The sequence below is a fragment of the Streptomyces sp. NPDC048352 genome, assembly GCF_040651895.1.
GTDB lineage: Bacteria > Actinomycetota > Actinomycetes > Streptomycetales > Streptomycetaceae > Streptomyces.
This window is the reverse complement of record NZ_JBEZKZ010000037.1, coordinates 38,577-60,035: the sequence shown is the minus strand read 5'-3', so window position 1 is coordinate 60,035 and position 21,459 is coordinate 38,577. Positions and strand designations below refer to the sequence as shown.

The window sequence follows — 21,459 nt, the reverse complement described above, 5'->3', positions numbered from 1 at the left end:
CCGGGTCACGGGGCGAGGATGAGCACCGCCCCGGAGACGAGCGCGAAGCCCAGCACGAGGGGGCGCATCTTCGCCCCGTCGATCCGGTGGTGCGCGAGCCGGCTCAGCCACGCGCCGGCGGCCAGGGCGGGCAGCAGGAGCGCGGCCCAGCCCAGTTGGGCCGGGCTGCCCTGGCCGGTGGCGAGCAGCAGGGCGAGCGAGACGACCTCGCCGACGAGGAAGCACAGGGCGACGGTGGACCGCAGCTCCGCCGGGGGCCGGTGCTGGTAGACCAGGGCCAGCGGCGGGCCGCCCACCCCGGTCGCGGTCTCGGTGAGGCCGGTGACCAGTCCCGCCCCCACGTAGGCGGCGCGCCCGGGCACGAAGGCCGGTGCGGCGAGGCTCACCACCGCCGCGAGGACGGTCGCCACGCCGACGACCAGCCCGAGCCGCTGCGTCGGCACCGCCCAGAGCAGGACGAGGCCGCCGGGTGTCGCGGCCAGCCGGGCCGCGGTGATCCAGCCTGCGCCCCGCAGGTCCAGGGAGTGCCGCTCGCGCCAGACCACGTACACGTTCAGCGGGATCATCGAGGCGAGGACGAACACCGGCAGCAGGGCGGGCTGGAGCAGCCCCGCCACCGGCGCGACGACCAGGGCGAACCCGAGGCCGCTGGTCCCCTGCACGAACGCGGCGCAGGCCACCACCAGCGCGAGGACCGCCAGCGTGGTGGCGCTCATCGTGCGGCGCTCCTGGCCCGGGCTGCGGTGGACGTGGGGTGCGCCCGGGTCACCCCGGCCCGCCCGACCACCTCCTCGGCCAGCTCGGCCGCCCGGTCCACCAGCGCGCCGCCGTCCCAGCCGACCGGGGCGCCCCGCCACATCCGCAGCCGTCCGGCGACGAACACGGCGGTGATCTGGTCGCGGTTGCCGCGCCGGAGCAGCTCCCACGGCAGGTCCCAGGACGGCCGCATCTCGGGGCCGCTCACGTCGACGAGCAGGAAGTCGGCGGCCGCGCCGGGGGCGATCCGGCCGGTGAGCGCGCCGAGGCCGACGGCGTCCGCGCCGCCCGGCCCCGCGTGCTCCAGCCAGGACCAGCCGGCACCGCAGGAGGAGTCCCCGGTGGCCAGGCCGTAGGCCAGGCGCTGGGCGAACTCCGCGGCCTCCGCCAGGCGGAAGCCGTCGCCGCGCGTGCCGTCCGTGCCCAGGCCGAAGCGGATCCCGCGTTCGGCCATGGTGGTGGCCGGTGCCACGGCGTTGCCCTTCCAGGCGCTGGCGACGGGGTTGTAGCTCACCGCGGTCCCGGTGTCGGCGAGCAGGGTCAGCTCGGCGGGCGTGACCAGGGTGGCGTGCGCGGCGAGCAACTGGGGTCCGAGGGCCCCGACTTCACGCAGGTACTCCAGCGGGCGCAGGCCGTGCCGGATGAGGGAGCGTTCGACGGCGGCGAGGTGCTCGTTGACGTGGATCTGGACGACGGTGTCCGCCTCGGCGGCGAGCCGCGCGGTGGCCGCCAGGGTCCGCGCGGTCGCGGCTTCCGGGACGGAGACCGCCAGCGAGGGGTGGACCAGTTCCTCACCGGCGTAGCGGGCGAGGTGTTTCTCGGCGGCGGCCAGGGTGGCGGCCGCCCGCGTGCCGTCGTGGTCCGCGCCGTCGGCATCGTCGGCGTCGTTGCACACGAGCCCGAGCACGCAGCGGATCCCGGCGTCGCGGGTGGCGGCCGCCACGGTCTCGACGTCGACCGGGGCGCGGGTCCCGGCGTCCGTGACGGTGGTGAAGCCACCCCGCAGGGACTCCAGGGCCGCCAGTTTCGCCGCCACGTAGGCGGATTCCTCGTCGAGGGCCCCCTCCAGGGGGACCCACACCCGGCGGAAGATCTCGGAGGGCTCGCCGAAGGCCAGCGCGGCTCCGAAGCTCTGTGTCAGGTGGTGGTGGGCGTCGACGAAGCCCGGCATCAGTACGTGTGCGGGGAGCCTGACGGGGGTCAGGTGCGGGTGGTCGCGCTCCAGTCGTGCGGCCGGGCCCACGGCGCGGAAGGAGCCGTCGGCCACGAGGACCGCGTGGTGCTCCATCGGGCCGTTGGGGGTCATCACGACGCCGGGTGCGAGGAGTCGCACCGCCCCGGCCGGCCCGCCGGGGCGGTGCGGGCCGTCGGGCGTCGGGTCGGCTTCCATCAGGTCGGCCGGCGTGAGGTCGGCTTGCGTCAGGTGGTTCATCTGGTCCTTCGCGAACGGATCGGGTGTACGGGTGGTGCCGTGCGAGTGCGGGTACGGGGCCGCGGTCAGGCGTGCGGGACGGCGTGCGGCTCGACCGCGTCGACCCGTGCGGTGGCGGGCTCGCCGGTGCGCCCCCGGGCCAGCCGGGGCCGTACGTGGTGGAAGAGGACGTTGAGGATGGCGGCGGTGAACGCGCCGACGGCCACGCCGCTTTCGAGGAGGATCCGCGCCTCGGACGGCAGGCCCGCGTAGACGCCGGGCACCAGGATCGGCAGCAGGCCGAGCGCGACGGCGACGGCGCAGATGAACCCGTGGGAGTGCTCTTCGAGTTGGGCCTTGCCCAGCATCTGGATGCCGAGCACGGTGATGACGGCGAAGACCACCATGGCGGTACCGCCGACGACGGCGGACGGGATGACGCTGATGGCGCGGATGAGCGGGGCGAGGAAGCCGATGACGATGAGGACGACGCCTGCCGCTGCGGTGACGAACCGGCTGCGGACGCCCGTGACGCGCACGATCCCGATGTTCTCGCCGCTGGTCACCATGAGCGGCAGCCCGAGGAACCCGCCGAAGAGGGACACGAGGGCGTCGCCGCGGATGGTCCGCGGGACGGCGGTGCGCTTGTCGATCTCCTTGCCGACGGTCTCCGCGTTGATGACGGTCTGCCCGGTGGCCTCCGCCATGGAGGCGAGGCCGTACAGCATCAGGGGCAGCGCGGCCATCAGGTGGAACTCGGGCGTGCCGAACGGCATCAGCTGCGGGGCGCTCAGCACTCCGCCGTCGGTGATGCCGCCGAAGTCGAAGCGGCCGAGGGCGAAGGCCAGGGCGGTGCCGGCGATCAGGCCGAGCATCACGGCGAGTTGCCGTACGACCCCGCTGAACAGCCAGTAGAGGGCGACGGTGAAGCCGATCGTCGCCATGCCGAGGGCGAGGTCGGTGGGGTCCGCGAAGCCGGGCGTGCCCGGCCGGCCGGTGACGAGGAGCGCGCCGACCTTCACGAGGTTGACTCCGACGATGACGATCATCGTGCCGATGACCAGGGTCGGAAAGAACTTCAACAGGCGTGAGAAGACGGGCAGGACGACGAAGTAGAAGGCGGCGCTGATGATCACCGCTCCGGTGGCGGTGCGCACCCCGTGCTGTTCGGCGATGGCGAGGAAGAGGATCAGCGGGGCTCCGCCGGGCAGCATGACGAAGGGCAGCCGGGGTCCGAACTTCCAGGGGCCCAGCGACTGGATGAGGGAGCCGACCCCGGAGAGGACGAAGGCCGCCGAGAGCAGGTTCACGGTGAGGCCGGGCTCGAGGTGCAGGGTGGCGCTCATCAGGAAGATCGCCGAGACGGGTGTCGCCGCCATGACGAGGACGTGTTGGAGACCGAACAGGAGGATCCTGCTCAGTGGGCGGGACTGGTCCACGGGATGGGTGAGGGTGCGGGGACTGGACACGTTCGAGCTCCGTTCGGCTCGCTCCGGCTTTGGCTGCGGTCCGGCTCCGGGCAGGAGTCGGACCGAGGTGGCCAAATCGATTTGGCCGCCAGTATGTGAGGGCCCCGGAGGCCCGTCAAGGGCTGTGGACGCATCGGTTCCGTCGGGGTCGGCGCGAACGGCGCCGCCGCGCAAACCACGCTCGGACAAGGGCCTTGACGGCTTCCCGTCCGCCGACGTACGTTGCCGCCACCGTCCGGGAGCCGCCCGCACCGGTGTCCGCTGTCGCCTCCGTCAGGCCCGCCTCTGTAGGCTCGCCATCGCCCGGCCCGCCACCGGGCGGTGACCCCTGCCCCGGTCAGCACGAGGCCCGGTACCCCCTCGCAGGGGATACCGGGCCGGCCTGAACGGTCAGTGTGCGGCGATCTGCTGGAGGGCCGCGCCCTGGTAGCGGGCGCCGGCGTTCCACAGGATGAAGGAGTTCATCTTGTTGTCCGCCGCGGCCTTGATCTGCTCGGCCACCTCCGCGGGCCCGTAGGAGCTGCCCATCGAGAAGTCCTGCAGCCACGGGATGATCTCGGTCTGCGTGCCCTTCGCCTGCCGGGCGAAGTCGGCGAGCGAACGCTGCACGATCGCGTACGGGGCGGTGTCCGGCTGCGCGACACCGTACTCTCCCGGGCCCCAGTGGGAGGGGTAGACCATCGGCGCGATGTAGTCGGTGACCTTGACCAGGGCCCCGATGTCCTGCGCGATCTCGGTGGGCCGGGTCGCGGCGATCCCGAAGACGGAGACGCCGAGGTACTTGGCGTGCGGACGCAGCGCGGTACGGGTGTCGGCGACGAACGAGGTGATGGACTGCTCGGGCGTGGCGCTGCCGATGCCGGGGAAGCTCATCTGCGAGAGCGGGCCGTCCGGGCGGCGCACGTAGTCGTAGAGGATGTCGTCGAAGCCGAGCCGAGCCGCCTCGACGGCGAGGTCCTGGTTGTACTTGCGGACCGTGGGGTTGGCGAAGTTGGTGAAGGACAGGGCGCCGTAGTGGCCCCCGTTGTAGGGCTGGCCGCCCGGCGTCAGCACGAGCTGGTCGGACTTGCCGGCCTTCCATGCCGCGCCGGCCAGCTTGGGGTCGCGAAAGGCCACGATGCGGCCGATGACCTGGGCTCCGGCGGCGTGGATCTCGGCGATCGCCTTGCGGGCGTCGTAGTAGCCCTTGGCCGCGCCGATCTGGCGGGCCAGCGGCACCTGCGAGGCGTACCCGACCTCGCCGTCCTCGTCCTTGACGTCCAGCTCGACGGCGTTGAGCTTGCCGCTGCGGACCAGGGCGAGGATGCCGGTGCGCAGCGTGTCGTCGCCCCAGCCGATGGCGGTGATGTGCGCGGCCCGGATCATGGGGCGGCGGCCGCGGGCGGACACGTCCTTGGTGGTGGTGTTCCCGGCGCGGTCCACCGCCGCGACCGTGACGAGGGGGGTGCCCTTGGGGACCGTGGCCGTGAAGGCGCCTGCCTTGTCGAGGGGGACCTTCTTGCCGTTGACGCTCACCTGGGCGTCGGTGGAGGCGGTGCCCGTGATGGTCACGGGGGCGGCGGCGTTCTTGACGACGGGGTCGGCCACCTTCAGCTCGGGAGCGGTGGCGTCCACGTGGAAGCCCACGACCCTGTGGTACGAGGCGAAGGGGAAGCTGCCGGCGCCGTCCACCACCAGGGTGTGCCGGCCTTCCTTGAGCTGCGGGAGGGCGAGTTTCAGCCGGGCGCCGTCGGCTGCGACGGGGACCGCCGCGCCGTCCAGGGTGGCGTGCAGCTCGTCCCTGCCGCCGGCCGCGTCGGCGGCGAGGTAGGCGTCGAGCTGTGCGGCCTGGCGGCCGTTCAGGACGGCCCCGTCGCTCAGACCCTGGATGCCGGGGCCCGGTGCGAGGAACGTCCAGGCGCCGACGCCCGCTCCGGCCACCGCGAGCGCGCAGGTCGTCGCTATGAGGGCGCCCCGGCGGGCCGGGCGGCGCGGACGGAAGGAGGGGGCGGAGGGCGATATGCGGGTGCGGGACATCGTGACGTCCTTCGTGCCGGGGGCGTGGGGAGTGGGGTGGGCCGGATGGTGCCTCCATTCATTGCCGCTCAGGGGGAACGGTCGCCCGGAGCGGCCCGTATTTCACACGATCGGCCGCGTTCGGTCCCGGCGTGGCGACTACGCCATGCAGGGGACAGTGCGGTATGAGGGCTCCTGCCGCAGGTAGGTATGGCGCGACACGTCCGCTGTGGAGAGGCTTCCCATGCGTCACCCGCTCGTCCCGCTCGGCGCCCTGGCGGGCGCCGCCCTGCTCGCCACCACCGGCTGTTCCACGGGCTCGTCACCGGCCGCCGCCGGGGGACGCCCCGCGGCCGCCACCGCGGCGGCGGCCAGTCCCGTCGCCGCGAAGGACCCGGCGGTGGTCGGCGCCAACGAACTCGGCCAGGTGCCGGTGCTGATGTACCACCAGCTCACCGAGAAGCCGGCCAGCGTCTACGACCGCACCCCGGCCGACTTCCGGGCCGAGCTGGAGCGGCTGGCCCGGGAGGGCTACGTACCCGTGACGGCCCGCGACTTCCAGACGGGCCGCATCGACATCCCGGCCGGCGCGCACCCGGTGGTCCTCACGTTCGACGACTCGACCAACAGTCAGGTGCGTCTGGGACCGGACGGCGCCCCCGCACCGGACACCGCCGTCGCCATCCTGGCGGAGACGGCGAAGAAGCACCCCGCGTTCAAGCCGGTGGCGACCTTCTTCGTCAACGCGGACGCCTTCTCGGCCACGGGCTCCGCCAAGGCCCTGACCTGGCTGAAGGAGCACGGGTACGAGGTCGCCAACCACACCGGCCGCCACGAGAACCTGCGCTCCCTGGACCAGGCGGGCGCCGCGAGGGCGATCTCGTCCGGACAGCAGGCGATCGAGAAGGCCGCGCCCGGGACGCGGGTCACGTCGCTCGCCCTGCCGTTCGGCGCGATGCCCGAACCGGCCGAGGTCGCGGCGCGCGGAGCGGGCTACCGCTACGACGGGGTGTACCTCGTGGGCTCGAACCCGTCGGTCTCCCCGTTCTCGAAGGCGTTCACCCCCGGCGCGATCCCCCGGATCCGTTCGGCGGGGCCCAAGGACGAGGACGCCGAGTTCGGTTCGTCGCGCTGGCTGGACAAGCTCGCCAGTACGAAGAGCCGGTACGTCTCCGACGGCGACCCGGACACCGTCGCCTTCCCCAGCGCATCGCGCGACGAGCTGGCACCGGCCTTCGCCAAGCGGGCCCGGGCGTACTGACCGGGGCGGCCCTCCCCCGCGCACCCTCCCCCGCAGACCCTCCCCCGCGCACCGGACACCGGCCGGTCCCCTCCGGCCGGCCCTCCGGGGTCTTGCGCAATGCGTCCATTGGACGCAGGATGTGCGTCCAATGGACGCACAAGGAGAGGGGGCGCCGTGCAGGAGCCTGCGGACGGCCGCACGACGGGGAGCGGTACGGCAACGGCCCGCGTGGCCGAGGGACTGCGCGGCAGCGCGTTCGTCCCGCGGCAGGAGGACGTGGAGCTGTCGCTGCCCCCCGTGTTCGACGACCTCGACCAGGAGCGCGAGCACCGCAAGCAGCGGCTCGCCGGAGCCTGCCGGATCTTCGGCCGGTTCGGCTTCTCCGAGGGCGTCGCGGGGCACATCACGGTGCGCGACCCGGAATATCCGGACATGTTCTGGGTCAACCCGTTCGGCATGTCCTTCCGGCACATCCGGGTCTCGGACCTGATCCTGGTCGACCACGAGGGCCGGGTCCGCCACGGCCGTCGCCCGGTCAACCGTGCGGGGTTCGTGATCCACTCCGCCATCCACGCGGCCCGTCCCGACGTGGTCGCCGCCGCCCACGCGCACGCCGTGCACGGCAAGGCCTTCTCCAGCCTCGGCCGTCTGCTCGACCCGATCACCCAGGACGCCTGCGCCCTGTACGAGCAGCACACCGTGCACCGTGACGGCGCCGGGGCCGTGGTGGTCGAGGAGGAGGCGGGCCGGCAGCTCGCCGCGGGGCTCGGGCCGCACAGGGCCGTCATCCACCAGAACCACGGCATCTTCACCGTCGGCGAATCCGTCGACGAGGCGGCCTGGTGGTTCATCTCCATGGAGCGCAGCGCCCAGGCGCAGTTGCTGGCGCAGGCCGCCGGCACGCCGCTGCTCATCGATCCCGAAGCCGCCCGGCACACCCGCGACCAGACCGGCTTCCCGCTCGCCGGCTGGTTCTCCTTCCAGCCGCTGTGGGACGAGATCGTCCGCACCGACCCCGACCTCTTCGAGTAGGCCCCGGCATGGCAACCGCCTCCGACCGTCAGCCGCCCGCGGGTTCCGCAGACCCCGCCGGCCCCGCGCCGGTGCCTGCGGAACCCGGTTCCGCCTCGTGGTGGCAGGCGCGCTACGCCGAGCGTGACCGGCGCCGGCCCCGCACGGGCGGGCTGACCCTGGCCCGGATCACCGGGGGCGCCCTCGAACTCGCCGACCGTGACGGGCTGGACGCCCTCACGATGCGCAGCCTCGGGGAACACCTCCAGGTGCGCCACACCTCCCTGTACCGCCACGTGGCGAGCCGGGAGGAGCTCCTGATCGAGACCGTCGACCACATGCTGGGCGAGATCCGGCTGCCCTCCCTCGACGGGGACTGGCGGGCCGGCCTGGAGCAGGGGGCGCGGGAGTTCCGCCGGGTCCTCACCGCCCATCCGGCCCTCGTCCCGGCCCTGACCAGCGGCCAGCTGCTCGGCCCCAACGCCCTGCGGGCCCGCGAGCACGCCCTCGGGCAGCTCCTGGCCCAGGGGTGGGCCCCGCGCACCGCCGTGCACGTGTACCTCACGGTCACCCACTTCGTGATCGGCTCCGCCGTGCTCGACACGGGTGGGGCGGCCCGGACCGGTCCGCAGCGCGCGGCGATGGCGGAGCTGTTCGCCGGCCTGTCCCCGCAGACCCACCCGGTGGTGCGCCGCCATGCCGGCCTGCTCAACTCCCCTGACGGTACGGAGGAGTTCGCCTTCGGCCTGCGCGTGCTGATCGCGGGGCTGGGCCATCTGCACGCCGAGGGGGCCGGAGCGTGAGGAGCACACCCGTCCTGCCGCCGCTGGAGCAGTGGGTCCGGGGCGGCACCCGCGTCCCGGTCGGCGGCCACGAGGTCTTCGTCCGCCAGGACGGTCCTGCGGACGGGGCGCCCGTGACCCTGCTCCACGGTTTCCCCACCTCCTCCCACGACTGGGCGCCGGTCGTCCCGGCCCTCACCGCGGCCGGACTGCGGGTGACCACCCTGGACTTCCTCGGCTTCGGGGAGAGCGACAAACCGCGCCGGCACCGGTACTCGCTGCTGGACCAGGCCACCCTGGTTGAGGAGGTGTGGCGGCGGTGCGGAACCGGTCGTACCGCCCTGGTCGCGCACGACTACGGCGTCAGCGTGGGCCAGGAGCTGCTGGCCCGGGACCCGTCGCGCGTCACCCGCATGGCCTGGCTCAACGGCGGGCTCTACCCCGACCTGCACCGCCCGGTCGTGACCCAGCGCCTGCTGCACGGGCCGCTCGGCCCGCTGGTCGCGCCCCTGACCACACGCCGCCGGTTCGGCGCGGCCCTGCGCGGGGTGCTGGGGCGGGAGCTCTGCGACGCGGACGTGCGGCAGTTGTGGGCGGCGGCGTCCCGGGCGGGCGGCCACCGGCGCGCGCCGCGGCTGCTGCGCTACATCGACGAGCGCCGCCGCCATGCCGGGCGGTGGACGGCGGCCCTGGAGGAGTACCCGGGCCCGGTGCTCTTCGTATGGGGGCCGGCCGATCCCGTCAGCGGCGCCCACGTGCTGGCACGGATCCGCACCCGGATGCCGCGGGCCCGCGTCGTCGAACTCGCCGGGCCGCCCGCGGTCGGGCACTATCCGCAGCTGGAGGATCCGTCGGCCGTCGCCGCCGCGCTGGGATCGTTCCTGGCGCCCTGAGGCCGGCCGGTCCCGCCGTCGCGGACGACCGGGGTGGCCTGCCAGGCTCCGAGGGGCACGCAGGCGGTCGCGGCCATACCGATGTCCTGCGCGGCCTCGCCGACCTCGTCCGGGTCGACGTGGCCGGGCTTGCCGGCCACGGGAGTGACGACCCAGACCGTGCCGCCCTCGGCCAGCGGAACGCGCGCGTCGTCCAGCAGGAAGGGGAGGTCCCCGTCGCCCAGCCGGAACCACATCAGCACCGCGTCCACGGCCGTGCCCGCCGCGTCGGCGGCGTCGTCGTCGAGCATGGCCGTGCCCGTCAGCCCTTCGATCCCCGCGCGCAGCCCGTCGTCCACGTCATGGTCGAAGCCGACCTCCATCACGCGCTGTCCCGCCGTGACACCGAGCCGGGCGGCCATGACCGTCGGGGCTTCGTACGCCGTCATCCGCCGTCTCCTCGCGGGTGCGCGGTCGGCACCCCCGCCGCAACGTACGGGACCGGACGCGCGGTCACCAGGGGCCCGCGGCGCCCGGAGCACCTCCACGGGTTTGGACGCCGCCGTCCGGGATACACGCGGGGTGTCGGTGGTGCGCCTTCGCAGACGGGCCGCCACCGCGGCTGGGTGACCGTGGGCGGCCCCCCTCCCCCTGGGGCCGCCCACGGCCCACGCTTTCGTGGCGCCCTGGACTGGACTGCCCGGAGCGAGGCCCGTCCCGGGCCCGCTCACACGGACAAGAGGACGTGCTCATGGAGGTGCGCCCCGATCGGCGCCGGTTCGTCGGCGGGGTGGCAGCGGCCGCTCTGGCCACGGTTCTCCCGGCCGCAGGCCCGGCCTCCGCGGCCGTCGGGCCGGAGGGCGGGATCTCCGGCCGGCTGCGTGCGCTGGAGCGGGCGCATGCGGCACGACTGGGGGTCTTCGCGCGGGACGCGGCCACCGGCAGGACCGTGCTCTACCGGGCGGACGAGCTGTTCCCCCTGTGCTCGACGTTCAAGACCGTCGCCGTGGCCGCGGTGTTGCGGGACCTCGACCATGACGGCACCTTCCTCGGCCGCCGCATCCGGTACACGCATCAGGAGGTCGAGCAGTCGGGCTACGCGCCGGTCACCGGTCTGCCGCAGAACCTCGAAGACGGCATGGCCGTCGCGGACCTGTGCGCGGCAGCCATCACCCACAGCGACAACGCCGCCGCGAATCTCCTGCTGCGCGAGCTCGGCGGCCCGTACGCCGTCACCCGCTTCTGCCGGTCCATCGGCGACGGCGTGACCCGGCTCGACCGGTGGGAGCCCGACCTGAACTCCGCGGAACCGGCAAGGGTCCGTGACACGTCCAGCCCCCGCGCCCTCGGCCGCACCTACACCCGGCTCGCCGTCGGGGACGCCCTCAGCCGGCCCGACCGTGAACGGCTGACCGGGTGGCTGCTGGGCAACACGACCGGCGCCAACCGCCTGCGCGCCGGGCTGCCGAAGGACTGGAAGGTCGCCGAGAAGACCGGCAGCGGCCGCTACGGCACGGCCAACGACGTGGGGATCACCTGGCCGCCCGGCCGGGGACCGGTCACCATGGCGGTCCTCTCCACCCGGAACGAGCCCGCGGCGTCGGCCGACGAGCCGCTGATCGCCGAGACGGCCGCGCTGCTGGCGTCGGCCTTGATGTGATCCCCGCAGGCCCGGGGGTGCCGGAGCCGCCGGCCCCCGCAGAGGAGTGGACGCGGCGGCAGGGCCCGGAAGCCGGGGGGACGGGCTTCCGGGCCCTGTGTGTCGCGTACCGCAAGGGGGGAGCGGTGTACCTGCTGGTGCGACATAGGGAAAACGATTCACCAGCCCATAGGTCACGCCCCCCGGGTGCGGGATTCGGTCTGGGTTTCACACCGGCTCACCGGCACCGGCGCGCGCGAGGGGGAACGGGAGAGCAACCTGCGGGGGAGCCGCGGCGTTGATCCCCGCGTGACAGCCACGCCTGAGAGGGGAAACCCGTGAGCAGCCCCGTCCTCGTGTCCGAGGAATGCCTTGAAGCCCTCCACCACGTGAAGGAGAAGCGGGAGGTCAACACCGCGGTCCTGCGGCTGGCGGAAGGGGCCCTGGTCCCGGAGGCGGTGGCCAACTGGACCCAAGAGGAACTGATCCAGTGCCTGCCCCTCACGGAGCCGCGGCTGGTCGTCCACGAGCTGGCCTTCGCCACTCCGGGGGGTGCCCGGCGCAACGAACCGCTGCTGATCTTCTGGATGCCCTCGGACGCGGTCGGGCAGGAGGAGGACTACACGGCCGCCTACACGGTCCTGCGGGAACTCCTCACCGACGTGCACGTGCACCTCACGGCCCGGCGGCCGGACCAGCTCGCGTACCGCAGGCTCGTCGCGCTGGCCGGCTGACGACGGGACGCGGGCCACCGGCCCGGACGCCGGCGGACGGGGCTCACGGGCGCGGACCCGGCTGGGGGCCCGCGAGGAGGTTGAGGAGGCCGGCGATGTCGCGGCCCGCTTCGGCGGGGTGGCGGAACTTGGCGCCGGAGTTGATCCGGTAGTGGTTGCGGCGGCCCACGCGCATCCGGCTGAGGTAGCCGCCCTCCTCCAGATCGGAGACGATCGACTGGACCGTCCTCTCGGTCAGCAGGCAGTTCTCGGCGACCTCCCGCAGCCGCGCGCCGGGGTCCCGGGCGATGGCCAGCAGGACCCGGGCGTGGCTGGTGAGGAACGTCCAGGGCGCGCTGGGAACCGGCGGATCTCCCATGCCTCCAGGATGTGCCAGCTTTGGGATATATGCACTATTTTTCGCGTATTTCTTGACGCATGTCGGCCCGGCGCGGACGATGCTGCTAAGGACAGCCCCCGAGAGCGCGGGGAGGACCGGATGACCCTGACCATGCAGTGCGGCCCCCTTGCCCCGGCCGTACCGGCCGACGGCCTGAGGATCACGGTCGAGCAGCGAGAACCCGGGACGGCACTCGTCACCGTCAGCGGCGAGGTCGACTTCCACAGCGCCGCCGCGCTCCTCGAGACCCTGCTGGCCGCGCTCCTCTCCTACCGGACGGCCGTCGCCGTCGACCTCGGTCAGGTCACCTTCTGCGATTGCGCCGGCCTGAACGCCCTGCTGGCCGCCCGCGCCGCCGCAGACCGGGCCCACCGCCGCATGCGCGTCACCACGACCAGCCGCCGCGTGGACCGGCTCCTCCACCTCACCGGCACCCGCCGCTACCTCACCTGAGCCCGGACCGCGCGCTGGGGGCGGCGCAGTTCGGCCCGGCCGAAGAGCAGGGCCCAGCCGTCCGGGAGCTGTTCGAGGATGCGGCTCGTCAGATGCGGGCCGGCCAGGCGGGCGACGACCGTCAGGACGGCTCCGGTCTCCCAGCGGGCGGTCGCGGGGGTGCCGCCGCTGCGGGCGGCGAGGTCCCGTACGAAGGCCCACCCGGTGAGGGGTACGGCGACGGGCAGTTCGGCGCTGAAGGCGAGGGCGGCCTCGACGGGGAGGCACTGCGCCAGGTCACGGCGCTCGTCGCCGGTGAGCTGACGGCCCAGGGCGGCCAGGACGCGCTGGACGGCTTCCTCGGCACGCTGCGTGGTGGGGTAGGCGCCGTCGTAGCGGACGGCTTCCAGCATCTGGTCGTAGGTCGTGCCGGGGGCCTGCGGGGGAAGTGTGGTCGGGGTGAGCACGGGCCACGCCTTTCTCGTGGGGCTGGCAGGGGGTGGGCGGCAGCCGGCCCGGCCCCCCGCGCGAACCGCGGCGGGACCGGACCGGTCCGGGGTCAGATGGACTGGGGGCGGCCGAAGAGGGCGTCGTAGCCGGTCGGGAGCTGGAGCAGCAGTCTGTCCGTCAGCTCTTCCCCGGCGGCGTCGGCGACGACGCTGAGGACGGCTGCGACGTCCCAGGTGGCGGTGGCCTGGGAGGCGCCCTCGATCCACGCCGCCGTCGCGCGGACGAAGCGCTCGGGGCTGAGGGGTTCGGCCGCCTGGAGCGGATTGAGCAGGATCAGGGCGTAGCTCTCGGGCAGGCGGGCGGCGAGTTCGGCCCGCTCGGCGCCCAGTACGTGGGCGCCGAGCAGGGCCAGGACGACGCGGGCGGCACGGTCCGCTTCCTCGCGGGTGTCGTACTCGCCGCGTTCCCGCACCTGGTCGAGGAACGCCTCCCAGCGCAGTGTCATCGCCTGGGACCTCCGTGGCAGGGGTGAAAGGAGGGGTGGGCGAAGGGCGGGTGCCGGGGGGAGGTTCGTTCCCGTCCTTCGCCGGTCCTGCGGGGCGGCCGGTGTCAGCCGCGGATCTCCTTGCGGCCGCCGCCCGCGTTGATGCTGACCTTGCGGGGCTTGGCGCGCTCGGCGATCGGGATGCGCAGGGTCAGGACACCTGCGTCGTAGTCGGCCGCGATGTGCTCGGTGTCGAGGGTGTCGGCCAGCACGATCTGCCGGGAGAACACGCCCAGGGGCCGCTCGGAGAGCTCCATCTGGACGTCGTTCTCCTTCAGGGTGGGCCGGCGCTCGGCCTTCACCGTGAGCATGTTCCGCTCGACGTCGATGTCGATCGCGTCCGCGTTGACGCCGGGGAGGTCGAAGGCGATGACGTACTCCTCGCCCTCGCGGTAGGCGTCCATCGGCATCACGGACGGCTTGGACCAGGTGCCGGCCGTCCCCATGAGCTGCTGGGTGAGCCGGTCGAGTTCACGGAACGGGTCAGTGCGCATCAGCATCGTCAAACACCTCCGGTCGCTTCAGGCAGTGGTTGCCATGCGCTTTTCGCGTATCCCGTTGTAGCATGTCGTCCATCGGATGACAACAGCAGACGTCATGCAGTCGACGACATCAGGGAGGGTCCGTGAACGCGGCCAGGAAACCCGCCTCCGAACAGCAGCCCGGCCCCGCCCCCGCGCAGCCCGGTCCGGCCACCTTCTTCGCCGCCGCGGGCGCGCTGGAGGCCATCCGGGCGGCGGTGGACGAGGCGCACAGCGCCGGGAGCGGCACTCCCCCGGGGCCCGCCGACGGACCGCACCACGCCCTCGCGGCCCTCCAGCTGCTCCGGGAGGTGCGTACGGAACTCGCGGGGTGGGAGAGCGGGCTGATCGAGACCGCCCGGGCGGCGGGTGCCAGCTGGGCCGACCTGGCCGGGCCGCTCGGCGTGGCCAGCCGGCAGGCGGCCGAGCGCCGGTACCTGCGCGTGCGCCCCGGCGCCGCCGAGACGACCGGCGAGCAGCGGGTCCAGGCCGTGCGCGACCGGCGTGCCGCGGAGCGCAGCGTCACCGCCTGGGCCAGGGAGAACGCCGGCGCGCTGCGCCAGCTGGCCGGGCAGATCATCGGGCTCACCGACCTGCCCGCGGCCTCGGACGGCAGGATCGGCGAGCTCAACGCGGCCCTGGGCAGCCAGGACGCGGCCCGCCTCGTCGAACCGCTGTCGGCCACCCACCGGGACCTGCACGCGGGCCACGGGGACCTCGCCGAGCGCGTCGACGCGATACGGGAGCACACCCGCCGCCTGCGCGACGACAGCGACAAACAGCGCGGCGCGTGACCGGCGCGGGGCCGTGCGCCCCGCGCGCTCCGGCCGCCGCCGGCCCCCCGGTCCACGCGCCTGGACCCCGCGGCCCCGCGACATGCGGTCAGGGCCCGGCTTTCACCCGGTCGGTCCAGGCGCGGGGGCCCCGGCTACCGCGAATGGCCCAGGATCGGGGCACCGGGCAGGCCGCGGCCCGGTGGGGACGCCTAACGTCACTGGCAAGCCCGTCCGTTCGCGAAGCTTGTGGAGACGCCATGTCCCGGAGACGCCGCTGGATGACCGGCGCCTGCATCAGTACGGCCCTCGTCGCCCTGCTCGCCTACGGGGGTGCCCCCGCCCCGCACGAGGGGTCCCCGGGCGGGTCCGGACCGCGCGGCGCCCTCGCCCCCGTCCCCGCGCCGCACGGGGCGTCGCGCGGCGGTTCCGGCTCGGGGATCGCGGTGGGCGCCTACCTCCACTACGCCTCGCCCGGCGTCGACATGATGCAGGGGCTCTCGCGCTGGCTCGGGGGGACCGACCTGCGCGCCGGGCACACCTACCTGCCCGGCGACACGTGGGCGAACATCGAGGGGGAGCCCGCTTCCCTCGACAGCTGGGCGCGGTGGCGCAAGCAGAGGTCCGACCGGCTGTTCGTCCTGAACGTGCCCATGCTGGCGGGCAACGAGGACGGCGCGCCCGACGCCCGGGTCGCCGAACTGCTCCGCGCCGGTGCGCACGGCGCGTACGACGGCCACTTCCGGCGGCTGGCCGAACGCCTGGTCTCGCTCGGGGTGCCGGACACGGTGATCGTGCTCGGCTGGGAGATGAACGGCTTCAACTACACCCACCGGTGCCGGCCCGACCCCGCGAGCTGGAAGCAGTACTGGCGGCGCATCGTGGGCGCCATGCGCTCGGTGGAGGGCCAGCGGTTCCGGTTCGACTTCGCCCCCAACCGGGGGCCCGACGCCATCGCCTGGACCACGTGCTACCCCGGCGACGACGTGGTCGACATCATCGGCATGGACTCCTACGACCAGCCTCCCGGGAACACCTTCGCCGAGTACGTCGACCAGCCGCACGGGCTGCGGGCCCAGGTCGACTTCGCCAGGGCCCACGGCAAGCGGATCTCGTACCCCGAGTGGGGGTTGTTCCGCAACGGCGACAACGCGGAGTACATGCGGGACATGCTGGAGTGGATCGCCGCGCACAAGCCGCTCTACCACAGCATCACCGACTACTGCCCGCACGGCGTGTGGCAGTGCGAGGAGAACCCGCAGGCCGCACAGGTGTTCCGGGAGCTCCTGTCGCAGCACCGGGGCGGCCGGCGGGCTTCCCTCCCGCGGCCCTGACCCCTACGGCCGCGGCTCCCGGCCGGCGGTCGTGCCCGGGGTGCGCCCGGCCAGCTTGGAGTGGCGGTAGGAGTAGCCGAAGTAGACGACCAGCCCGATGAGGAACCAGACCACGAAGCGGATCCAGGTCTCCACGCGCAGGTAGGTGATCAGCCAGATCGAGGCGATGACACCGACCGCGGGCGTGAAGGGCATCAGCGGCGTGCGGAAGGTGCGGGGCAGGTCCGGACGCCGGTAGCGGAGCACGATGACCGAGGTGCACACGACGGCGAAGGCGAGCAGGATCCCGATGTTGGTGAGCTCCGCCGCCTCGCCGATCGGCACGAAGCCCGCGATCGCCGCCGACGCCACGCCGACGATCCAGGTGACGCGGGTCGGGACGTGCCGGGTCGGGTGCGTCTTGGCGAACCAGTGGGGCAGCAGGCCGTCGCGGCTCATGGAGAACCACACGCGGGTCACGCCGAGCATGAACGTGAACATCACCGTGAGGATGCCGATGATCGCCCCGACCGCGATGATGTCGGCGACCACGGGCAGTCCGGCCGCCTTGAAGGCGCTGGAGAAACCGCTCTCCGGGTCGATGTCCGTGTACTTCTGCATGCCCGTCAGGACCAGGCAGGCGAGGACGTACAGCACCATGGCGATGGCGAGGGAGTAGAGGATCGCCTTGGGCATGTGGCGCTGCGCGTCCTTGGACTCCTCCGCCGCCGTGCTCATCGCGTCGTAGCCGAAGACCGCGAAGAAGACCGTGGCCGCGCCGGTGAAGGCGCCGCCCACCCCGAAGGGGAAGAAGGGCGTGTAGTTGCCGGTGTTGATGTGGAAGAAGCCGACGACGACGACCAGCAGCACGACGAGCACCTTGAGGACGACCACGACCGTCTCGAAGCGTGCCGCGTTCCTGATGCCCAGGGTGAGCAGGTAGGCCGTGAACAGGCACAGGACGGCCGCGATGAGGTCGAAGCGGTGTCCCTCGCCGGTGCCGGGGGCCCCGAGCATCCAGGTGGGCAGGGAGGCGCCCGTCTCCTCCAGGAGGAAGTTGAAGTACCCGGAGATGCCGATGGCGACCACCGCGACGATGGCGGTGTACTCCAGCAGCAGGTCCCACCCGATGAACCAGCCCGCCAGCTCGCCGAGGACGGCGTACCCGTAGGTGTAGGCGGATCCGGCCTTGGGGATCAGGCCGGCGAACTCCGCGTACGAGAACGCGGCCGCGGCGCTGGCCACACCGGCGATGAGGAAGGACAGCAGCACCGCCGGTCCCGCGACGCCGTTGGCGACCGTGCCGGCGAGCGTGAAGATGCCCGCGCCGATGATGCCGCCGACACCGATGGCGGTGAGCTGCCACAGGCCGAGGGTGCGGGCGAGCTGTTCGCTGGGTGCGCCTTCGGGGTCTTCGATGTGCTCGATCGGCTTGCGGCGGAGTACGCCTTGCCCTGACCACGAGGTGGCCATGCTCCGTTCCTTTCCGCCGGGGGTGGGGAGCGCACATCATCTCGGACGCGGCAGCCATACGGAATGAGGCGCTCCGGTAGCGTCGGCACAAGGCGGTCGGCAGTGGACAGTCGGCACTGGGGAGTCGGCAGAAGGCCTTCCTCCGCATTCGCCGGACTCCACCCCCTGCGCGCTCTACCGTACGGACGTGACCGCGCTCCCGCCGCGGGCTCACACGAGGAGGATCCTGTGTCATCGACCTGCGACCCCCGGCACGCTCCGGCCGGCGATGTGGGCGCCGCGCTCATGGTGATCGACTCCCGGCTCAAGGCCGTCCACGACGGCAGGACCGGGGTCGACCCCGAGCAGCAGCAGCTGATCGAGCAGTTCACGGCGTCCATGGACGCCGAGGAGGCCCGTGACCTGCTGGACGGTGCGTGCACCCTCATCTTCATGTTCATGACCTGGCTGCGGAAGGCCTACGAGCGCCACGACAAGGACGTCATGGAGTACGTGGTGCCCAGCCTGGTGGCCACGATGCGCAGGCTGCGCAGGAGCGTCCGCCCCGAGACCATCCCGACCATGGTGGGGATGGTGGTCGCGGCGGGCATCGGCCTGAGCCCGAGTCTGTGGCGCACGCAGCACGGCGAGTGGACCGACGAGGAGATGAACGCCCTCGAGGCCACCACCCTCCTGCTCGCGGAGCACATCAACCAGCTGACCGACGACCGCGACTTCGCCACCCGCATGGTCACGACGGCCCTGGCCGGCGCGGAAGAGGACGGGGCGACGGCATGAGCCGCCAGGTCCAGATCACCTTCGACGCCCGCGACCCCCGGGCGCTGTCGTCCTTCTGGCGCGACGCGCTGGGCTACGTGCACCCCGCCCCGCCCGGGGTCGAGCTGCCCGAGGGCGCCGACCCGCTCGCGGCGTGGGACGCGTTCCTGGAGCGGGCCGGCGTACCGGAGGAGCAGCACAACGCGGCCTCGGCCATCGAGGACCCGGACGGACACGGCCCGCGGGTGTTCTTCCAGCAGGTCCCCGAGGGGAAGACCGTCAAGAACCGCGTCCACCTCGACGTCCGCGCGGCCCCCGGACTCCGGGGCGAGGAGCGGATGGCCGCACTCGAAGCCGAGTGCGGCCGGCTCGTCGCCCTGGGAGCGGCGCGGGTGCGCCGCCATGAGCCCGCTCCCCCGATGAGCGAGGGCTTCATCGTCATGACCGACCCGGAGGGCAACGAGTTCTGCCTGGACTGACACGGCGCGCCCCGGCCGGCCGTGCGCCGGGGGCGGGTGGCTCGCCGGGCTGGGGGCCCGTTCGGTTCCTATGCTCGAAGGAGGAGGCCATCGGCACCGTACGGACGAGGGAGGCGGGTGGCATGACCGGAACGGCGGACGCGCGTGAGGCCGACCGTGCGCTCAAGGCGAAGCACCGGACGATGTGGGCGCTCGGCGACTACCCGGCGGTCGCCACCCGGGTCGTGTCGGCCCTCGGGCCCGTGCTGGTGGAGGCCTGCGCGGTGAAGGCCGGGGACCGGGTGCTGGACGTCGCCGCCGGATCGGGGAACGCCGCCGTTCCCGCCGCGCTGGCCGGCGCCGACGTGGTGGCCTCGGACCTGACGCCCGAGCTGCTGGCCGTCGGGCGCAAGGAGGCCGCGGCACGCGGTGCCGAGCTGCGCTGGCAGGAGGCGGACGCCGAGGCGCTGCCCTTCGAGGACGCGGAGTTCGACACGGTGATGTCCTGCGTCGGGGTCATGTTCGCCCCGCACCACCAGGCCGCCGCCGACGAACTGGTGCGCGTCTGCCGGCCCGGCGGCACGATCGGGCTGATCAGCTGGACCCCGGAGGGGTTCATCGGGCAGATGTTCGCCACCATGAAGCCGTACGCGCCGCCGCCCCCGCCGGGGGCGCAGCCGCCGCCGCTGTGGGGGCGGGAGGAGCACGTGCGGACGCTGCTCGGCGACCGCGTCACCGGCGTCGAGGCCCGGCGGCAGGTGATCCGCGTGGACGCGTTCCGGGAGCCGGAGGAATTCCGCGCGTTCTTCAAGTCCGCATACGGGCCGACGATCGCGGCCTACCGGAACCTCGCCGACGAGCCGGAGCGGGCCGCCGCGCTGGACGGGGCCCTCGACGGCCTGGCGGCCGGCGCCCTGCGGGACGGCGTCATGGAGTGGGAGTACCTGCTGTTCACCGCACGACGCGGCGCGGCGGGGGCGGGGTAGGCAACGGGCCGGGCCGGCTCCGTACGGCAGGGAGGCGAGGGCCCCTCAGGGCGGCCGACGCCGTACGCCGCGTGCTCCTCCTGCCGGCGCCGCCTCCACTGCTCCCGGCAGGGGCCGGGGCCCGCCCGCTCCGGCGGAACCCGGCCCCGGCATGCTGACGGCGCGGGGACGCCGCCCGGCGGCACGGGGCTGACCGCCCGCCCGCTCGCGTATCGGCCGTGCGGCGGCGCTTTCCGGTCGTTCCCCGCCCTCCGGCACCCGCTCACGGGAACGGGCCCGCATCCGGGGCAACCGCGACAGCGGCGGCAGCACGCCGCGCGGCGCGGACCGCGCCGGGACCCGGAACACCCGACGAGAAACCGGAGGAAACGATCATGCTGATCACGGTCACCCGCACCGGAGGCTTCACCGGGGCCGAGAAGCTCCGCGAACTCGACACCGCGGGCCGGCGCGACGCGGCGCGGATCGAGGAACTCGCACACCGCGCCGTCTCCTCCGTGCCCGACGGCTACCACTACCGGATCACCGTGGACGGCGAGGTCCTCGACGTGCAGGATCCGTGCCTGTCCGACGACCAGCGGGCGCTGATCCGCACGGTTCTCGGGGAAGGCGCCTGACCGCCTCCCAGGCCGTCTCTTTCGGATCTTGCCGGTTAAGCCCGCGTCGTCCGGTGCCGTGCATCGCAAGGCGGAGAGGCTCCCGATTACTGGACGTCCTCGGGTGCCTCGACAACGCGGCGAGGTGCGGTGCCGGGCGACGCGGGTCAGGAAAGATCCGGAAGAGACGGCCTAGCCCCCGCATCCGCCACAGGAGCCGTACTGGCGCTGCTGTCGCTCCCACCAGGACTCGCACCGGCACGCCCCGAACGGCGAGCTGCACGTGGGGCACGGGGGCTCCTGCGGGCCGGGGTCCGCTTCGGCGGGCGCATCGGGCACGCTCGCACCGCGGAACCGGGTGCAGTCGCACGGCGGACCGGCCGTGGTGCCGAGGCACTTGAGCAGGAAGACGGCGTGGACACCCTTGCCGTGTCCGCACCCGATGCAGCGGCGTGACGCCATGCGCACCACCTGAGGTCGACGGGAAGACGCGTACGTGCCTCCCAGAGTGGCCGACCGGGGCGCTCATGGCCATGGGTCGCGGCGATGTGACGCGCCGTCGGTCAGTGCAGGGCCCAGGTGAACTTGCCCCCTCCGACCCACCGGACCTCGTCCAGGTCGTCGAGGTCGTGGATCGTGATCCCCGCCTCCGCGGCGACCAGGAGCACGTCCGTCATCGACGTCGCCCTGCCGACGATCTCGCCGTCGAGTTCGACGATGCGAAAGGGCGGGGTGCCGGGTTGGATGCCCAGGACGGTGATGCGCGCCGGGGAGAGGTGGGGTGTCAGACCTTCCGTCATGGGGAGACGGTTGCACGCCGTCACCGGTGAGGGGCTCGGCGACACGGCCGGCGGGGCCGATCGTGG

The 21,459-nt window shown here is 73.5% G+C and carries 24 protein-coding genes; 13 read left to right on the top strand and 11 right to left on the bottom strand.

Translation table 11 applies throughout. From position 1 onward, the window contains the following. Nucleotides 1-5 precede the first annotated feature (5 nt). The 4 genes from AB0D45_RS20230 to AB0D45_RS20215 all read right to left on the bottom strand — a co-directional run bounded on the left by AB0D45_RS20230 (nucleotide 6) and on the right by AB0D45_RS20215 (nucleotide 5,652). Nucleotides 6-716, bottom strand: a complete 711-nt coding sequence (locus AB0D45_RS20230) for a sulfite exporter TauE/SafE family protein (RefSeq protein WP_362460845.1) — start codon at nucleotides 714-716, stop codon at nucleotides 6-8. Beyond that, nucleotides 713-2,188, bottom strand: a complete 1,476-nt coding sequence (locus tag AB0D45_RS20225; RefSeq protein ID WP_362460842.1) for an amidohydrolase family protein — start codon at nucleotides 2,186-2,188, stop codon at nucleotides 713-715. The genes AB0D45_RS20230 and AB0D45_RS20225 overlap by 4 nt, the downstream gene beginning before the upstream one ends. 65 nt (nucleotides 2,189-2,253) lie before the next feature. After that, a complete protein-coding gene (locus tag AB0D45_RS20220; protein ID WP_362460839.1) occupies nucleotides 2,254-3,636 on the bottom strand; it encodes a solute carrier family 23 protein in 1,383 nt (460 codons plus the stop codon). A gap of 390 nt (nucleotides 3,637-4,026) precedes the next feature. Next, nucleotides 4,027-5,652, bottom strand: a complete 1,626-nt coding sequence (locus tag AB0D45_RS20215) for a putative glycoside hydrolase (protein WP_362460836.1) — start codon at nucleotides 5,650-5,652, stop codon at nucleotides 4,027-4,029. 223 nt (nucleotides 5,653-5,875) lie between these two features. On the opposite strand from AB0D45_RS20215, the gene AB0D45_RS20210 reads away from it, so the two are divergent. From AB0D45_RS20210 to AB0D45_RS20195, 4 genes are all read left to right on the top strand, one after another. Further along, nucleotides 5,876-6,892, top strand: a complete 1,017-nt coding sequence (locus AB0D45_RS20210) for a polysaccharide deacetylase family protein (protein WP_362460833.1) — start codon at nucleotides 5,876-5,878, stop codon at nucleotides 6,890-6,892. A gap of 222 nt (nucleotides 6,893-7,114) precedes the next feature. Beyond that, nucleotides 7,115-7,906, top strand: a complete 792-nt coding sequence (locus AB0D45_RS20205) for a class II aldolase/adducin family protein (protein WP_361609183.1) — start codon at nucleotides 7,115-7,117, stop codon at nucleotides 7,904-7,906. 8 nt (nucleotides 7,907-7,914) lie between these two features. Continuing rightward, on the top strand, nucleotides 7,915-8,688 hold the full coding sequence (locus AB0D45_RS20200; RefSeq protein WP_362460830.1) for a TetR/AcrR family transcriptional regulator C-terminal domain-containing protein: 774 nt from the start codon (nucleotides 7,915-7,917) through the stop codon (nucleotides 8,686-8,688). Beyond that, nucleotides 8,685-9,560: an alpha/beta hydrolase gene (locus AB0D45_RS20195; RefSeq protein ID WP_362460827.1), complete on the top strand. Its 876-nt coding sequence runs from the start codon at nucleotides 8,685-8,687 to the stop codon at nucleotides 9,558-9,560. The genes AB0D45_RS20200 and AB0D45_RS20195 overlap by 4 nt, the downstream gene beginning before the upstream one ends. Here AB0D45_RS20195 and AB0D45_RS20190 read toward each other — a convergent pair. Continuing rightward, nucleotides 9,497-9,988 (bottom strand): DUF3052 family protein, encoded by a 492-nt coding sequence (locus tag AB0D45_RS20190; protein ID WP_362460824.1) that lies wholly within the window; start codon nucleotides 9,986-9,988, stop codon nucleotides 9,497-9,499. The genes AB0D45_RS20195 and AB0D45_RS20190 overlap by 64 nt on opposite strands. Nucleotides 9,989-10,290: 302 nt before the next feature. Here AB0D45_RS20190 and bla point away from each other — a divergent pair, with 302 nt between their 5' ends. Both bla and AB0D45_RS20180 read left to right on the top strand, forming a co-directional pair. Beyond that, entirely contained in the window at nucleotides 10,291-11,199 is a 909-nt protein-coding gene (bla, locus tag AB0D45_RS20185) for a class A beta-lactamase (RefSeq protein WP_362460821.1), read from the top strand. A 317-nt stretch (nucleotides 11,200-11,516) separates the two neighbouring features. Then, nucleotides 11,517-11,912 (top strand): hypothetical protein, encoded by a 396-nt coding sequence (locus tag AB0D45_RS20180; protein ID WP_362460818.1) that lies wholly within the window; start codon nucleotides 11,517-11,519, stop codon nucleotides 11,910-11,912. A 43-nt stretch (nucleotides 11,913-11,955) separates the two neighbouring features. Here AB0D45_RS20180 and AB0D45_RS20175 read toward each other — a convergent pair whose 3' ends face one another. After that, nucleotides 11,956-12,270, bottom strand: a complete 315-nt coding sequence (locus AB0D45_RS20175; protein ID WP_362460815.1) for a helix-turn-helix domain-containing protein — start codon at nucleotides 12,268-12,270, stop codon at nucleotides 11,956-11,958. A 120-nt stretch (nucleotides 12,271-12,390) separates the two neighbouring features. Between AB0D45_RS20175 and AB0D45_RS20170 the strand changes: the two genes are divergently transcribed. Next, complete coding sequence (locus AB0D45_RS20170; RefSeq protein ID WP_361610925.1) at nucleotides 12,391-12,744, top strand: anti-sigma factor antagonist; 354 nt, start codon at nucleotides 12,391-12,393, stop codon at nucleotides 12,742-12,744. Here the strand turns inward: AB0D45_RS20170 and AB0D45_RS20165 are convergent. The 3 genes from AB0D45_RS20165 to AB0D45_RS20155 all read right to left on the bottom strand — a co-directional run bounded on the left by AB0D45_RS20165 (nucleotide 12,732) and on the right by AB0D45_RS20155 (nucleotide 14,217). After that, on the bottom strand, nucleotides 12,732-13,136 hold the full coding sequence (locus tag AB0D45_RS20165) for a DUF2267 domain-containing protein (protein WP_362460869.1): 405 nt from the start codon (nucleotides 13,134-13,136) through the stop codon (nucleotides 12,732-12,734). The two genes, AB0D45_RS20170 and AB0D45_RS20165, sit on opposite strands and share 13 nt — an antisense overlap. Before the next feature lie 146 nt (nucleotides 13,137-13,282). Next, nucleotides 13,283-13,678 carry a DUF2267 domain-containing protein gene (locus tag AB0D45_RS20160; protein ID WP_362460812.1) on the bottom strand — a complete coding sequence of 132 codons (396 nt, stop codon included), beginning with the start codon at nucleotides 13,676-13,678 and terminating at the stop codon, nucleotides 13,283-13,285. A gap of 104 nt (nucleotides 13,679-13,782) precedes the next feature. Beyond that, nucleotides 13,783-14,217 carry an Hsp20/alpha crystallin family protein gene (locus AB0D45_RS20155; protein ID WP_361610929.1) on the bottom strand — a complete coding sequence of 145 codons (435 nt, stop codon included), beginning with the start codon at nucleotides 14,215-14,217 and terminating at the stop codon, nucleotides 13,783-13,785. Nucleotides 14,218-14,342: 125 nt separating this feature from the next. Between AB0D45_RS20155 and AB0D45_RS20150 the strand changes: the two genes are divergently transcribed. Further along, nucleotides 14,343-15,032 (top strand): type III effector protein, encoded by a 690-nt coding sequence (locus AB0D45_RS20150; protein WP_362460809.1) that lies wholly within the window; start codon nucleotides 14,343-14,345, stop codon nucleotides 15,030-15,032. 239 nt (nucleotides 15,033-15,271) lie between these two features. Continuing rightward, a complete protein-coding gene (locus AB0D45_RS20145) occupies nucleotides 15,272-16,345 on the top strand; it encodes a glycosyl hydrolase (protein WP_362460807.1) in 1,074 nt (357 codons plus the stop codon). 3 nt (nucleotides 16,346-16,348) lie between these two features. Here AB0D45_RS20145 and AB0D45_RS20140 read toward each other — a convergent pair whose 3' ends face one another. Beyond that, on the bottom strand, nucleotides 16,349-17,797 hold the full coding sequence (locus AB0D45_RS20140) for an amino acid permease (protein WP_362460804.1): 1,449 nt from the start codon (nucleotides 17,795-17,797) through the stop codon (nucleotides 16,349-16,351). 228 nt (nucleotides 17,798-18,025) lie between these two features. Between AB0D45_RS20140 and AB0D45_RS20135 the strand changes: the two genes are divergently transcribed. The 4 genes from AB0D45_RS20135 (at nucleotide 18,026) to AB0D45_RS20120 (ending at nucleotide 20,614) form a co-directional block, all read left to right on the top strand. After that, on the top strand, nucleotides 18,026-18,574 hold the full coding sequence (locus AB0D45_RS20135) for a hypothetical protein (protein ID WP_361609067.1): 549 nt from the start codon (nucleotides 18,026-18,028) through the stop codon (nucleotides 18,572-18,574). After that, the gene (locus AB0D45_RS20130; RefSeq protein WP_361609069.1) at nucleotides 18,571-19,032 is read left to right on the top strand and encodes a VOC family protein; all 462 of its coding nucleotides are present in this window, start codon (nucleotides 18,571-18,573) and stop codon (nucleotides 19,030-19,032) included. The genes AB0D45_RS20135 and AB0D45_RS20130 overlap by 4 nt, the downstream gene beginning before the upstream one ends. A gap of 122 nt (nucleotides 19,033-19,154) precedes the next feature. After that, nucleotides 19,155-19,997, top strand: coding sequence for a class I SAM-dependent methyltransferase (locus tag AB0D45_RS20125; RefSeq protein ID WP_362460801.1), 843 nt, complete (start codon nucleotides 19,155-19,157; stop codon nucleotides 19,995-19,997). Between the two features lie 374 nt (nucleotides 19,998-20,371). Beyond that, entirely contained in the window at nucleotides 20,372-20,614 is a 243-nt protein-coding gene (locus tag AB0D45_RS20120) for a protealysin inhibitor emfourin (protein WP_361609073.1), read from the top strand. 542 nt (nucleotides 20,615-21,156) lie between these two features. On the opposite strand, the gene AB0D45_RS20115 is transcribed toward AB0D45_RS20120, so the two are convergent. After that, the gene (locus AB0D45_RS20115; protein ID WP_361609075.1) at nucleotides 21,157-21,393 is read right to left on the bottom strand and encodes a hypothetical protein; all 237 of its coding nucleotides are present in this window, start codon (nucleotides 21,391-21,393) and stop codon (nucleotides 21,157-21,159) included. Nucleotides 21,394-21,459 lie beyond the last annotated feature (66 nt).